Raw genomic sequence first — 15,819 nt, 5'->3', positions numbered from 1 at the left:
TGTAATAAAAAACATCCATAATAAATACAATAGGGGGAATAATTATATGTTAAATTTAAAATCAAAACCTTATAATCTTGATGAACAATCTATACAATGGGTAAAAGACACAATTGCAAATATGACAATAGAAGAAAAAATAGGTCAACTATTTGTAAATATGGGTGCAAGCCGTGATGAACAATACTTAAAAGGTGTTTTAAATAATTATCATATAGGGGCAGTTAGATACAATCCAGGTAAAGCTGAAGATGTATATGATCAAAATAAAATATTACAAGAAAATAGTAAAATACCACTATTAATAGCTGCAAATACTGAAAATGGTGGTAATGGAGCATGTACAGATGGGACATATGTAGGAAGCCAAGTTAAGATAGGAGCAACAAATGACCCTAAATATGCTTATGAAATGGGGCGTGTTTCTGGTGTGGAAGCAGCAGCAATAGGATGTAACTGGAGCTTTGCACCAGTAGTTGATATAAATAGAAACTGGAGAAATCCAATAATATCTTCTCGTTGTTATTCATCTAGTGCAGAGCAAGTATTAGAATTTTCTTTAGAGTACATGAGAGGAATAATGGAAAGTGGTATTATGCCTGCGGCGAAGCATTTCCCTGGAGATGGAATTGATGAACGTGATCAACATTTATCATTTGCTCCAAACTGGCTTTCAGTAGACGAATGGGATGCTACATTTGGAAAGGTATACGGAGGATTAATAGATGCAGGTCTTCCATCAATAATGGCAGGACATATAGCTTTACCTGAATATGTACGTTACTTTAATCCAGAAGCAACTATTGAAGAATTAACTATGCCAGCCACATTAAGTAAATATATATTAACAGATTTATTACGTAAAAAAATGGGATTCAATGGAGTAATAGTAACAGATGCAAGCCATATGGTAGCTATGACATCGGCAATGAAGCGTAGTGAAATGTTACCAACAGCTATAGCGGCAGGTAGTGATTTATTCCTATTCTTCAATGATCCAGATGAGGACTTCAAGTGGATGATGGATGGTTATAAGAATGGAATAATAACTGATGAGCGTCTTGAAGAAGCATTAACTCGTATATTAGGATTAAAAGCTGCTTTAGGATTACATAAAAAAGCTAAAACAGAAATACTACAACCAAAAGAAGAAGCTATGGCTAAAATAGGATTAGAAGAAAATAAAATACCTGCTTTAGAAATAGCAGATAAAGCTATAACATTAGTTAAGAATAAAGAAGATATATTCCCTATATCTCCAGAAAATCAAAAACGCGTATTACTTGTAGAGCCTAAAGGTCATGACGGTGGATTTGGAAAACTAATGGCTATGATGGGTGGAAAAGGTAAAAATGCAATCGAGTTAATGAAAGAGTTATTAGAAGCAGAAGGATTTGTAGTTGAAATATATGAATCTCCAATGGAAAAAGCAATGAAGTTACCACCAGAAGAGATGATGAAATCAATGATGGATATTTACTCAGGAAAGCGTCCTATATCTGAGTTAACTAGCAAATATGATTTAATAATAAACATAGCAGATATTGGACCAGGAACAGACCAACGTATACAATGGCCAATGAGTAAAGGTACTCCTGATATACCATTTTATGTAAATGAAATACCAACAATATTTGTGTCAGTACAATGTCCATTCCATTTAGCTGATGTACCTCAAGTAAAAACTTATATAAACACTTATGATAATAAAGAATACACTATAAAAGCATTAGTTGAAAAGATGTTAGGTAGATCAGAATTTGTCGGTGTAAGCTCAGTAGATGCGTACTGTGGATTATTAGATACACAATATTAATTTATAAATATAAATAATCAAATACTAATAGTTGTAGTTAAATATTGTATTTAACTACAACTATTTTTAATATATTACAAAACTTTTTATAATGATTAATGGATATAGTTAAATGATGTAAAATAAATAATATAAAATAAAATAACATAATACAAACTCTACGATTAGTTTATTGAAAGATTTTCTCTAATAGTTTAAATTATTAACAAGAGGTGAAACTGATGGATTGTAAGAAAGTTGGCAAATTAATATATGAACTAAGAAAAGAAAAAAACATGACACAAAAACAAATTGCCGAATTAATGAATATAAGTGATAAAACAATAAGTAAATGGGAACGAGGATTAGGTTGTCCGGATATTTCTTTACTTTTAAAGTTATCAGATATATTTGGTGTGAGTATAGAAGGAATTCTATCAGGAGAAATAAATTTAAACGAATTAGAAGGAGGAAATATGAAAAATATAAGATTTTATATATGTGATAAATGTGGAAATTTAATAACAACAACAGGTGAAGCATCTATATCTTGTTGTGGTAAGAAAATAGAACCATCAATTGCAAAAAAAGTAGAAGATGGACATAGACTTAATGTAGAAAATATAGAAAATGAGTTATTTATTACATCAGAACATGAAATGAAGAAGGAACATTATATTTCTTTTGTAGCACATGTAAAAGGAGATAGAGTTCAGATTGTAAAACAATATCCAGAGTGGAATATGCAGTTTAGGTTAAATCAAAATGGACGTGGAAAGTTATATTTTTATTGCACAGAACACGGACTATTTTACCAAATAGTATAGAGAAAAGATTAGTTATAAAAACAAATCTATTTATATAGATATATTAATTTTAAAGATAAAACCTACTATCGATTTATTGATGGTAGGTTTTTTTATAAGAAAATAATAGTAGAAAAATACTATATAAATTTTAATTATTTACATATGTTAGATTTTTGTTCTTTAATATAAAAGTTTATCTTATTATTGACAATTTTAAGAGAAGAATTAAAATTTTTTATCTCATCTTCGATATATTTTTTATGTTTTAAAAGTATATCTTCACGTTGGCATATAGTATCTGGACCTTCTATACATAAATTAACATATTCTTTAATTTTAGAAATAGGCATATGAGTATTTCTTAAACAGCATATTAGATTAAGCCACTCCAAATCTGTATCTTTAAATATTCTATTGCCTTGTTCATTACGTTCAATAAAAGGAAGTAACCCTTCTTTTTCATAGTATCGAAGTGTATGAGGTGACAAGTTATATTTTTGTGCTACTTCTTTAATAGTATATGACATATATAGCCTCCTAAAATATATGATAATATATTATACCTTTATAGTTAATTGTAAGCAAAATCAAAATAGATAAACTAAAAAATACTTATTGACTTAGAGTTTACTCTAAGGGGTATACTTATTAAAACAACGAAAATTACTTTAAAGACTAGCATCTAGGAGGAATTAATATGATATTAAATGTTTTAAATAAAATCGATGGACCAAAAGACTTAAAAGGACTTTGTAGTAATGATTTAAAAGTATTAGCCGATGAAATAAGGGAAATTTTAATAAAAAAAGTAAGTACAACAGGTGGTCACTTTGGTCCTAACTTAGGGATGGTTGAAGCAACTATAGCGCTACACTATGTATTTAACTCACCTATAGATAAGATAGTTTATGATGTTTCTCATCAATCATATACACATAAAATTTTGACGGGAAGAAAGAATGCATTTATAAATCCAGATAAATACAACAGCGTTACAGGATATACTTCACCTCAAGAAAGTGAACATGACTTCTTTACAATTGGACATACATCAACTTCAGTTAGTTTAGCATGTGGATTAGCAAAGGCTCGTGATTTAAAAGGCGGTAATGAAAATATTATAGCAGTTATAGGTGATGGTTCTTTAAGTGGTGGAGAAGCTTATGAAGGATTGAATAATGCAGCAGCATCAGGAAAAAATATAATAATAGTAGTTAATGATAATGATATGTCTATAGCTGAAAATCACGGAGGTCTTTATCAAAACTTAGCTTTACTTCGTGATACTAATGGAAAATCAGAAAATAACTTTTTTAAAGTATTAGGATTTGATTATCATTATATTAAAGATGGAAATAATATTGAGTCTTTAATTGAAACATTCTCAAAAGTTAAAGACACAAATCATCCAGTGGTAGTTCATATGCATACTATCAAAGGAAAGGGATATAAAGATTCAGAGGAAAATAAAGAAGCTTTCCATTGGGTAATGCCATTTGATTTAGAAACAAAAGAAACAAAATTTAAAAGTACAGGTGAATCTTACTCAGAGGTTGCAGGCGAATTTTTATCACAAAAGGCAAGAAAAGATAGTAGTATCGTAGCAATAACAGCTGCAACTCCTGGACCAGTTGGTTTAGGTTCATTTAGACATGAATTTAAAGATCAATTTATAGATGTTGGAATAGCTGAGGAACATGCAATAGCACTTGCATCAGGTATAGCATCACAAGGTGGTAAACCTGTGGCATCTTTTGTTAGTTCATTTATACAAAGAACTTATGACCAATTATCTCAAGATCTTGCTATAAATAATAATCCTGCACTTATCATGGTTTATTGGGGAGGAATAACAGATAGTGATGTAACTCATCTTGGATTATTTGATATACCTTTAATATCTAATATACCAAATATAGTATATCTTGCACCAACTAATAAAGAAGAGCATATTGCAATGATGGAGTGGGGAATAGAGCAAGATAGACATCCAGTTGCAATACGTGTTCCTAATATGGAGGTAGTGTCAACGGGTATTAGGGTAGAACCTAACTTCGATAAATTAAACACTTATGAAAAAGTTAAAGAAGGAAGTGAAGTAGCAATTATTGGACTTGGATCATTCTACCATTTAGGAAATAGGGTACAAGAGATGTTAAAAGAAACAACAGGAATAAATGCTACATTAATAAATCCTAGATTTATAAGTGGAATAGATGAAAAATTATTAACTGAGTTATTAGATAACCATAAATTAGTAGTAACATTAGAAGATGGAATACTTGATGGTGGATTTGGTGAAAAGATATCAAGGTTCTATTCAAATAAAGATATGAAAGTATTAAACTTTGGGGCAACAAAAGAATTTACAGACAGTGTATCATTACAAGAATTATATGAGCGTTATCACCTAACTGAAGAGTTAATAATTTCAGATATAAAGGATGCTCTTAAATAAGATTAAAATTTGATTATAGAGAGACTATAATCAACCTCATTATTGCGAATATTCAGAGGTAAGAACAGGAGTAGCTTTCACTAATAAGAGCCATATTGATGAATTTATCAATATGGTTTTTATTTATGTAAAAATAATTTATGTATAAATAAGGTATTGTATAACAAAGAACCATCTCAATTTAAATAAGGATTCATATCAATTTGATATAAAATTTAATTATAGCGTTAATTTTTACTGTATAGTACGTACCTAAATTAATTAAAATTACTTTAAGAGTATATTTTATTAAAATTATTGACAAATAAAAAAAAATAGATATACTTATAAATATAAATACCCCATGGGGGTATAAAAGATAGTATTCAAGCGGCTGAAATAAAAAATAAGACTTATAGATATATAAAGTCAATAAAAATATGAAAGGAGATTAAACATGAGTAATATAGTAAAAAAAAGTTACAAAGTAACAGGAATGACATGTTCAGCCTGTGGTAAAGCTGCAGAAAGGGCTATCAAAAAAATAGATGGTGTAGTTAGCCAAAGTGTAAATATGGCAACAGAAAAAATTAATATAGAATACGATAAAAATAAGGTTAGCTTTGAAGAATTGCAAAAGGCAGTAAAAAAAGCAGGTTACAATTTATTAGAAGATGTTAGTTATAGCAAAATAGATTTTAAAATAGGTGGTATGACTTGTGCTTCTTGTGCAAAAGCAATAGAGAGAGCGGTCAATAAATTGGATGGAATACAAAGTATTAATGTAAATGTAGCTACTGAAAAAGCAACTATAAGTTATGATTCATCTAAGCTAAAATTAACCGAAATAAGAAATACTATTGAAAAAGCAGGATATAAAGTATTAGAAAAAAGTATAGATAGTAAATCAAACAATGTAGATGAAGATAAATTAAGAAAAGAAAAAGAAATGAAAACACTATTTATAAAGTTTTTAGTGGCAATAGGATTTTCAATACCGCTATTTTATATAGCAATGGGACCTATGGTACCAAGTCCAATTGGACCGTGGCCAGTTCCGGATATTATAAACCCAATGACAAATTCTCTAAACTATGCTTTAATCCAAATAGTACTAGTAATACCAGTAATGATAGCGGGAAATAAATTTTACACTAATGGATTTAAAGCACTTATAAATAAAAGTCCAAATATGGATTCACTAGTAGCAATAGGAACATTATCAGCATTTTTATATAGTTTATATACAACAGTTCAAATGGCTACTACAAATATGGTAGCAGGACATGAACATCACCAATTATATTATGAAAGTGCAGGGATAATAATAGCGCTAATATTACTTGGTAAATATTTAGAGTCAAGATCAAAAGGAAAAACAAGTGAAGCTATAAAGAAACTTATGGGGCTTCAGCCTAAAACAGCAATAGTTATAAAAGATGGAAAAGAAATAGAAACTCCAATAGAAGAAGTAGAAGTTGGGGATGTAATAATAGTTAAACCAGGAAGTAAAATACCAGTGGATGGTATAGTAATAGAAGGACATACTTCTGTAGATGAATCTATGCTTACAGGTGAAAGTATACCTGTAGAGAAAAGTGTAGGAGATAAAGTTACAGGGGCAAGTATAAATAAAAATGGTAGTATAAAGTTTAAAGCAGAAAAAGTTGGATCGGATACAGCTTTATCTCAAATTATAAAATTAGTTGAAGATGCACAAGGTAAAAAAGCACCAATAGCAAAATTAGCAGATACTGTATCTGGATATTTCGTACCAACAGTTATAATAATAGCTGTAGTAACAGCATTACTTTGGTTTACAGTTGGAGGAAAAGGTGTAGAATTTGCACTTACAATATTTATATCAGTACTTGTAATAGCTTGCCCATGTGCACTAGGACTTGCAACACCTACAGCGATTATGGTAGGTACAGGCAAAGGTGCAGAAAATGGTATATTAATCAAAGGTGGAGAAGCATTAGAGTTAGCACACAAGATAGATACTATAATATTTGATAAAACAGGAACAATAACAGAAGGTAAACCTCAAGTTACAGATATAGTAGTAACTAACAATATTGATAAAGATTATTTATTAAAAATAGCAGCAAGTGCTGAAAAAGGTTCAGAACATCCATTAGGAGAAGCAATAGTAAGATTTGGTGAACAAAAAAATATTGGATTTATGAAAGTAGATAAATTCAAAGCTATACCAGGTCATGGTATAGAGGTAACTATAGATAATAAAAATGTATTACTTGGAAATAAAAAGCTTATGGATGATAGAAAAATAAGCTTAGGAAATTTAAGTAATAAATCAGATGAATTAGCAATGCAAGGTAAAACACCTATGTATATAGCTTTAGAAAATGAATTAGGTGGAATAATAGCAGTAGCCGATGTAGTTAAAGAAAGTAGTAAAAGAGCAATAGATAAACTTCACAGCATGGGAATAAAAGTTGCTATGGTAACAGGAGATAATAAAAAAACTGCTGATGCAATAGCAAAAGAAGTTGGAATAGATATAGTACTTGCAGAAGTTTTACCACAAGATAAATCAAATGAAGTTAAAAAACTTCAACAGCAAGGTAAATTCGTTGCAATGGTGGGAGATGGAATAAATGACGCTCCAGCGTTAGCACAAGCAGATATAGGTATAGCAATAGGTAGTGGAACAGATGTAGCCATGGAATTTGCTGATATAGTTTTAATGAGAAGTGACTTAATGGATGTTCCAACAGCTATAAAATTAAGCAAAGAAACTATAAAAAATATAAAACAAAATCTATTCTGGGCATTTGCATACAACACAGTAGGAATACCAGTAGCAGCAGGTGTATTATATATGTTTGGTGGACCATTATTAAATCCAATGCTTGCAGCAGCGGCTATGAGTTTAAGCTCAGTATCTGTAATAACTAATGCACTTAGACTTAAAGGATTCAAAGCATATAAATAATATTCTAGTTAATATAAGTTGATTAGACAGATATAAAGTATGAACATTAAATTAACTTATGAAATACAAAATATTCTTTTACAAAATGAATTTACGTAAATATCCATAAAAGATGATTCCATAAATTTAAAGGTCAATGAAAAAACTATAACTTTTATAATCATAAGGATAAAATGTATTTTTAATATAGTAAAAGATTAATAAATACCAAAGTGGTAAGATTATATCAAAATAAAATCATATATGGATTTTCAAGAGCTAGGGTAAAATCTAGCTCATTTTTATGTATAAATTTTTAAAAAATATTTTATAGGGAAAACTTATTCAAGTATTATTTCTATATTCAAGTACTTAATTATAGAAAATATCTATTTAACGTGGGAAAATTCCAATGTTATAATAATAACCAGAAAAAATAGGAGGGATATTATGAATAATATTGAACAAAAAGCAAAAGAAATAAGAAAAATAGGCGAAGGATACTTTGAAAGAGGAGAATTTTACTGTTCTGAAGCAGTAGTAAAAACTATAAATGACGCTTTAGGTAATCCTTTTAGTGATGATATAACTAAACTAGCATCAGGTTTTCCTATAGGAATAGGTAAAGCTGGATGTTTATGTGGAGCAGTAAGTGGTGGAGTAATGGCCCTAGGAATGGTATATGGTAGAAAACATGGAGAGCCTATGAATGAGGATATGTTTAAACGTTCATCTGGATTACATGACCACATAAAAGAACTTTACAAAAGCACTTGTTGTAGGGTTATGACTAGAAATTTTGAATTTGTATCAGAAGAAAGAAGACAACATTGTATAAAAATAACTGGTGAAGTTTGCGAATATGTAGCAAAAACTTTAATGGAAGATAATAAATTAAATAAATAGTCGAAGGATTTAGTTACTATGAAAGATAATTTTAAGAATATACCAATAGCATTATCAGCTATATCATTAGGTTTTATGGGATTGGGAACTGCCTTTGCAGGATTTAATATTTTATGGGTAAGACACATAGCAGTTTTATTTTCAGTAATTTGTTTAGGACTTATATTTTTAAAGTATGTTATGCACCCAAAAGTAGTTTTAGAAGAAATAAAACACCCTGTATTAGGAAGTGTTTATCCTACTGTCTGTATGACACTTATGGTTATAGCTGTCTATTTTAATGATTTTAATCATATGATAGGAAAAGGAACATGGGTATTTGCAATAGCTCTACATTTTATAATAAGTATATTTTTCTTTAAAGAAATGTTTAAAGAGTTTAAATTAGATAAAATGATACCAGGTTGGTTTATCCCTAGTGTAGGAATAGGAGTAGGAGCCGTTACCAGCGGTCCAATGAATATGCCTTTACTTTCGGACATTGTATTTTACTATGCATTAGCTATGTTTGTAATAATAACACCAGTTATGATTTATAGACTAAAAAAACATTCTAAATTACAAGGGCCTGCAAGATCTACAATAATGATATTTACAGCCCCAGCTAGTGTATGTTTAGCGGGTTGTTTAGCTACTAGCAGTATGGAAAATCAAATACTTGTAAGTATTCTTGCAATATTAACATACATATCTATTATTTATAGTTATGCATTATTACCACAACTTATAAGGGAAAAATCACTTCCGCATTTAGCACCATTGACATTCCCATTATCTATAGGAGTTATAGCTTCTCAAAGATATGTAAAATATCTTGGAAATAAAAATTCAAATTTACAAGGGATATGCGAAATATTATTATATGTCCAGTGTGTAGTGGCTACTTTAGTTATAGCATATGTAGTAATTAAAGCTGTTTGTTTATTATTTAGTAAATTTAAAACAGTAGATGACAAAGGATTAAGTGTATAAAGAAAGCAAGTGTAGTTTTTACACTTGTTTTTTATATGCCATTTTATATAAAAGAGTATAATGCGGATTTTGAATAAACGATTATTTATAGTCATTTTTATGTTAGTAAATAAATAAAAAACACATTTAATATTATAAAAATTTAAGGTAATAAAGATTTATTTAAGAATATAGAATTTCCATAGTTTAATTAAGTGTTTACTAGGTATAAATAAAATATACTTTAGCCTAGGGAGGTTTTACTATGAATAATGATAGAATATGTGGTTGCTGCAATGTGACTATTGAAGATATAATAAAAGCTAAAGAAAATGGATGCACAAGTGTTGAAGAGATAGTTAAAGAAACAAATGTAGGAAGAGCCTGTGGTAGATGCAAAGATAAAGCAGAGTTAATGATTTTAAAAGTACTTTTAAATAGACTTTATATAAAGTAATAATTGGCCATATTGATGAAAGATTCAATATGGTTTTTATTTTACAAAAAAATTATATTAGTTTTTAAGTATTAAATAATATATAATTTATGTGATATGATTGAAAAGAACACAATTAAGTAATTGAATAAAGTTTAAATAGGATTAAAGTGGGGGGCTTAAAGCTAATTAAATCATAGCTTTAAATTTTATATTGGGAGAATAATAATGATACTTAGAATAATTGTAAACATTATTTTGGCAGTAAATATATTTTTATATGGTATGGAAAATGATATATACTTCGACAAAGTAAGTTATCCAATATGTATAGCTTTAATTAGCATAAGCTTATCAGTTTATATGCTATACATAATCAAACTTAAAAATAAAAAAATACTATTAGGAAATATTTTATATATGATTATAGTAACCTACCTTTATCCTCCATCTTTAGTGATTTTGACATATATGATAACTGAATATATACAAGTTAAAGGCTATAAATGTAGGTATATTTTACTTTTTGTATATATAATGTTATCTATAAAGATAGGATTAAATTATAATGATATATTTATAGGAATAATTGCTAGTATTTTTACTTATGAAATTATGAGATATGAACAAAAAATCTTGAAAATAGAAAAAATTAACTATGATTTAAAAGAGAAAAACTATAACATTGAAGAAAGAAGAAAAAAAGAAAATCGTATAAGACATCAAAATGTTGAAGTTGTAAAAATCGAAGAAAGAAATATGATATCTCAAAAACTTCACGATAAGATAGGACATACTTTGGCAGGGAGTATAATGCAGCTAGAAGCTTTAAAAATAGTAATTGTAAATGATAAAGAAAAAGGCAATGAAATGCTAGAAAGTATAATTACAAACTTAAGAAATGGTATGGATGATATAAGGCAAACTTTAAGAAGAATAAAGCCAGATCAATCGCAAGTTAATATAAATAATCTAAGGTTAATGTTAGAGGATTTTTCTAATAAATCTAATATAAATACTAAATTAAATATAGAGGGAGATTTAAATGAGATAAATTTAGTTTATTGGAAAGCTATAATAGAATGTTGTAGTGAAATATTGACAAACAGCATGAAATATTCCAATGGGGAATTAATTAACATTGACATTAGCGTATTAAATAAAATTATAAGATTACATATAAAAGATAATGGTTGTTATCAGGGTGAAATAAAAAAAGGAATGGGGTTATTAGGGATTGAAGAGAGAATCATCAATTTAGGTGGAGATATTTATTTTAATAATGAAGATGGATTTTCAAACCTAATAATACTTAAAAGGTGAGAAAATGATAAAATTAATTATAGTAGATGATGATGTTTTAATAAGAGAAAGTCTAAAAATAATAATAGGGATAGATAATGAAATTGAAGTAGTTAAAGCTTTGGAAAATGGGAAAGAATGTATAGATTTTTTAAGTGAAAATGAAGTAGATGTAGTACTTTTAGATATGAGAATGCCAGTGATGGATGGTGCAGAAGTGCTAGAGGAAATTAGCAAGAGGAATATAAAGGTTAAGGTATTAATACTTACAACTTTTGATGAAGAAAAACTAATAAGTAGTGCTATAAAGCATAAGACTAGTGGATATCTGCTAAAGAGTAGTAAGCCAGAGAAAATCATAAGTGGGATAAAATCTGTTTATCTTGGAAATGGTGTGTTTGAGTCTGATATAGTGTCAAAATTGATAGTGGGTAGTAGTAATAAAAATGATAAGTCAGATGATGAGGGTTTAAATATTTATGGGTTAACAGATAGAGAAAAAGACATAGTAAGACTTATATCAAAAGGCTTATCAAATAAAGAAATTGCAAATAAGCTTTTTTTATCTGAAGGAACCATAAAAAATCATATAACATCTATTCTGTCTAAAATGGATTTGAAACATAGGACACAGATAGCTATAGAGTATTTAAATAGTAAAATACACTAATTACATAATTGATTTTGAAGGAAAACCACTTAGGTTTTCTTTTTTATTTAACAAGGAATTATTTTAAATGAAATTAGTAAATGATTAAGGTTATTTGATAATCATGAAATTTATGACTTTAGTCATGGTTAATCAATGACTATGTGCACTTAAGGAATTTATATATCTTTAATATAATTAAAATATAAACTAATGTAAATAAATGGGAGTGATATTTATGAAATATATTGAGATAAGTGGCTTATATAAACGTTTTGGGGATGTAAATGCTATAGAAAATTTAAATCTATATATAGAAAAGGGGGATATATTTGGCCTGCTTGGACCAAATGGAGCTGGAAAAAGTACAACAATAAATATACTTTGCCAACTACTAGAAAAAGATAGGGGAAGTATAAAAATATGTAATGAAGAGTTAAGAAGGAGTGATGCTAACATAAGAGGTAAGCTTGGGATAGTTCCTCAAGACTTAGCTATATTTGAAGATATGACAGCATTAGAAAATACAATGTTTTTTGGTAGCCTATATGGGCTAAGAGGAAAAGACTTAAAAGAAAAAGCATTAAAAGCTTTGGAATTTGTAGGATTAGAAGACACTAAAAAGTTAAGCAAGACTTTTTCAGGAGGAATGAAAAGAAGATTAAACATTGCTTGTGGAATAGTACACAATCCAGAGTTATTAATCTTAGATGAACCAACTGTTGGAATAGATCCACAATCCAGAAATCATATAATGAAATCTATAAAATTTCTAAATAAAAACGGATGCACAATAATATACACAACACATTATATGGAAGAAGTAGAAGCTATTTGCAATAATATCGCAATAATTGATAAAGGGAAGGTCATAGCAAGTGGAAGTAAGGAAAGCTTAAAATCAATTATTACAGATAAAAACAAGTTTGAAGTAATGGTTAATGATATTACAGAAATAAATGAAAAAGAGTTAATGGATATAAAAGGAATAGATAGTGTTGAATTTAAAGACAATAAAATTATTGTAAGTATAGATAGAGAAATTAATGGTTTAAATGAGTTCATACTTTATATAAGTAGTAAATCCATTAAAATTTTAGATATAAAAAGTAAGGCACTAACACTTGAAGATGTGTTCTTAAATCTCACAGGAAGAAAGCTTAGAGATTAAGGAGGAGGAAAAAATGAGTATAATACTATCTGCAATAAAAAGAAGTTTAAGAGATAAGAATACAATCATTGGTACTATATTTTTAGTTATAATGCTTCCTTATATATTCTCAATAATTTTTAGCTTTGATAGTGTAAAGGAAAGCCTTGATATAAGTATAGTAGGAAACAAAAATAGTGAAATAAACAAATCATATGTAAAAGCATTAGAAGAATTTGATAAAGAAAATGAGATGATAAGCTTAGATTATAAAATCTATAACAAAGAAGAACTTGATAAAAATATTGAAGAAGTAAATAAGAGTAATTTAACTGTAATTATAGATGATAAAAATAGGAATATAAAGTTTGAAGGAAGCAAAAAACTTAGTATGGGTGAAGAAGTTATTGAAGGGATTACAAAAGAATTTTTTAATTTAATGTCTGTATACGAATCAGTGGCCAAAGAAGGTGAAGTACCTAGTATAAGTAATAATTTAGTAAAGGTATCAGAATACAAAAGTGAAGGAAACAAAAACTTAATAGCAGAAGATATAGATTATGGTAAATACTTCAGTGTAGTCATGCTTCAAATGGCAATCCTTGCAGTAAGTGCTTGTTCTTTTAAAAATACCTTTTACATAAAAGAAAATATAGGAGAAAGGGCAAAGTCCTCTCCAATGAAAATATCTAAACTTATGTCACTAGAGTTAATAGGCTCATTCATAGTTATTTTTGGTCAAGGAATTATAATGTTACTTGCAATATCCATTTTATATGGTGTAAATATTACTAAACAAAATTTATTAGGAATGATAGCCTTGATAAGTGTACTTAGTATGCTTTCTGTTTGTATAGGACTATTTGCATCATCTATATGTAAGAAAAGAAGCGTTGGAGAAAATGTCTGCTCTATAATTGTAACTGTTATGGCTTTAGCTTCAGGCGAACTTATGCCGAAAATAGAACAATTTGCAAAAAATATTCCAATATTAAAGTTAAATCCATTTGTATGGATCAGTAAAGAATTTAATTCATTAGTAACTTTAAATTATAGTGAAAATTTATATACTGCATTAGGTGTTGGAATTATAGCATCTATTGTGTTAATGGCTATATCAATACTAATTTTAAGTAGAAAAGTGGTGAAATAATATGAAAAATATCATGATTATATTAAAGCATAATTTAAAAGGTACTATGAAAGGGTGGTTTTGGTTAGTATTAATATTTCCAATAGCTATTAATATACTTGTTAGCGTGTTGGTTGATAAAGTAGACTCATCTCTAGAAGATTCAAATAATAGTTTTAATGTAGGGATATATACAAAAGACAATAGTGAAATAGTAGATGGTTTATTGCCACCAGATAAAGTAGGTAGTTTTTTTAAAGTTAGTAGTGTAAAAGAGCTTAAAGAAACTTTAGATAAAGGAGATATATCTGTTGGAGTCATAATAAATAGTAAAGATATATATAAAGATATAAAAACTAATAAAGAAGGAACAATAGAAGTCATTTCTCAAAGTAATTCAGGAAACAAAGAGTATATACTTAGCGTTATAAATACTGGAATTATGCAAATTCAATCTTTTGGAGATAACAAAGATGAATACCTAAAATTATATAAAGAATATGAAAAGAATAGCTATAAATTTACTTATGAAAATAGTGATTTATCGTATGCTTTCCATTATATAATCATGTTTGGTTTATTTGAAATGGCATTTTTAATTATAGGAGGAAGATGTATAGCACCATTATTAAAAGAAAGGGAGCTCAAAATAGACAGGAGAATTTTAATGTCTAAGATAAGTAAGGTAGAATATACATTAGGACACATATTAGGATGCTTTGTATTATTGTTGTTTCAAGGTGTAACTTTAGTAGCTACTTTTTATATACTAAATCCACAGTTTGATATTAACTTAATATGGATGATGCTACTATCGTTTGCATTATCCATTGTAGGGATAGCAGTAGCTTTAGTAGTTTTAAGTATATCTAATAATTCAACAATGTATTATACACTACTTTCTGTAATAGTAACTCCAATGTGCTTATTAAGTGGTGGATTTCTTCCTATAGAATTTATGCCAGAATCAGTTCAACATTTTTCACTGATTTTACCACTAACTTGGATAAATTCAGCATTTAAAAAGATTATTATGGAGGGGAGTTATTTAAGTATAGGGTTAGATTTATTAGCAGCAGTATCAATATCATTAGTATTAATTATGCTATATTTAGTATTAGAACGTAAAAGAAAGAATAAATTAACTTATTAAATAATATCATTAAGAATAGAGAAGTTTTTATTTATATTATTTAATATTAGATACCACTTTTTCATAAATAAACTGAAGCTAATATTTAAGACGGTTTATAATGGATAGGTGGTTTTTATTTTTGTAATAAAATATAATAAAAGATAGTTTTACTTAAAATA

General features: G+C 28.1%; 13 protein-coding genes. 12 read left to right on the top strand and 1 reads right to left on the bottom strand.

The genetic code is table 11. The annotated features are described in order from the left end of the window. Window positions 1–46 precede the first annotated feature (46 nt). Window positions 47–1,816 (top strand): glycoside hydrolase family 3 protein, encoded by a 1,770-nt coding sequence (locus I4U66_RS05155; protein WP_166504794.1) that lies wholly within the window; start codon window positions 47–49, stop codon window positions 1,814–1,816. A 221-nt stretch (window positions 1,817–2,037) separates the two neighbouring features. Further along, on the top strand, window positions 2,038–2,622 hold the full coding sequence (locus tag I4U66_RS05150; protein WP_195928570.1) for a helix-turn-helix domain-containing protein: 585 nt from the start codon (window positions 2,038–2,040) through the stop codon (window positions 2,620–2,622). A 134-nt stretch (window positions 2,623–2,756) separates the two neighbouring features. Here the strand turns inward: I4U66_RS05150 and I4U66_RS05145 are convergent, their stop codons facing one another. Continuing rightward, window positions 2,757–3,131, bottom strand: coding sequence for a MerR family transcriptional regulator (locus I4U66_RS05145; protein WP_092922819.1), 375 nt, complete (start codon window positions 3,129–3,131; stop codon window positions 2,757–2,759). A 170-nt stretch (window positions 3,132–3,301) separates the two neighbouring features. Between I4U66_RS05145 and I4U66_RS05140 the strand changes: the two genes are divergently transcribed. The 10 genes from I4U66_RS05140 (at window position 3,302) to I4U66_RS05095 (ending at window position 15,658) form a co-directional block, all read left to right on the top strand. Then, entirely contained in the window at window positions 3,302–5,062 is a 1,761-nt protein-coding gene (locus I4U66_RS05140; RefSeq protein WP_195928569.1) for a 1-deoxy-D-xylulose-5-phosphate synthase, read from the top strand. A gap of 436 nt (window positions 5,063–5,498) precedes the next feature. Then, window positions 5,499–8,000, top strand: coding sequence for a heavy metal translocating P-type ATPase (locus I4U66_RS05135; protein ID WP_195928568.1), 2,502 nt, complete (start codon window positions 5,499–5,501; stop codon window positions 7,998–8,000). Between the two features lie 429 nt (window positions 8,001–8,429). Further along, a complete protein-coding gene (locus I4U66_RS05130) occupies window positions 8,430–8,885 on the top strand; it encodes a C-GCAxxG-C-C family protein (protein ID WP_092922828.1) in 456 nt (151 codons plus the stop codon). An 18-nt stretch (window positions 8,886–8,903) separates the two neighbouring features. Continuing rightward, window positions 8,904–9,857: a TDT family transporter gene (locus I4U66_RS05125; protein WP_195928567.1), complete on the top strand. Its 954-nt coding sequence runs from the start codon at window positions 8,904–8,906 to the stop codon at window positions 9,855–9,857. 244 nt (window positions 9,858–10,101) lie between these two features. Beyond that, the gene (locus I4U66_RS05120; RefSeq protein WP_092922834.1) at window positions 10,102–10,293 is read left to right on the top strand and encodes a (2Fe-2S)-binding protein; all 192 of its coding nucleotides are present in this window, start codon (window positions 10,102–10,104) and stop codon (window positions 10,291–10,293) included. Window positions 10,294–10,500: 207 nt separating this feature from the next. After that, on the top strand, window positions 10,501–11,595 hold the full coding sequence (locus I4U66_RS05115) for a sensor histidine kinase (RefSeq protein ID WP_195928566.1): 1,095 nt from the start codon (window positions 10,501–10,503) through the stop codon (window positions 11,593–11,595). A gap of 4 nt (window positions 11,596–11,599) precedes the next feature. Next, window positions 11,600–12,244 (top strand): response regulator, encoded by a 645-nt coding sequence (locus I4U66_RS05110; RefSeq protein WP_195928565.1) that lies wholly within the window; start codon window positions 11,600–11,602, stop codon window positions 12,242–12,244. A gap of 217 nt (window positions 12,245–12,461) precedes the next feature. Then, window positions 12,462–13,394, top strand: a complete 933-nt coding sequence (locus I4U66_RS05105; protein ID WP_092922843.1) for an ABC transporter ATP-binding protein — start codon at window positions 12,462–12,464, stop codon at window positions 13,392–13,394. Window positions 13,395–13,407: 13 nt separating this feature from the next. After that, entirely contained in the window at window positions 13,408–14,526 is a 1,119-nt protein-coding gene (locus I4U66_RS05100) for an ABC transporter permease (protein ID WP_092922845.1), read from the top strand. A gap of 1 nt (window position 14,527) precedes the next feature. Next, a complete protein-coding gene (locus I4U66_RS05095) occupies window positions 14,528–15,658 on the top strand; it encodes an ABC transporter permease (RefSeq protein WP_092922848.1) in 1,131 nt (376 codons plus the stop codon). Window positions 15,659–15,819: the final 161 nt, after the last annotated feature.

The organism is Romboutsia sp. D33t1_170424_H2 (assembly GCF_015669105.1).
Taxonomy (GTDB): domain Bacteria; phylum Bacillota; class Clostridia; order Peptostreptococcales; family Peptostreptococcaceae; genus Romboutsia_C; species Romboutsia_C hominis.
The sequence above is the reverse complement of the archived record's forward strand: the minus strand, read 5'-3'. Positions and strand labels throughout refer to the sequence as shown.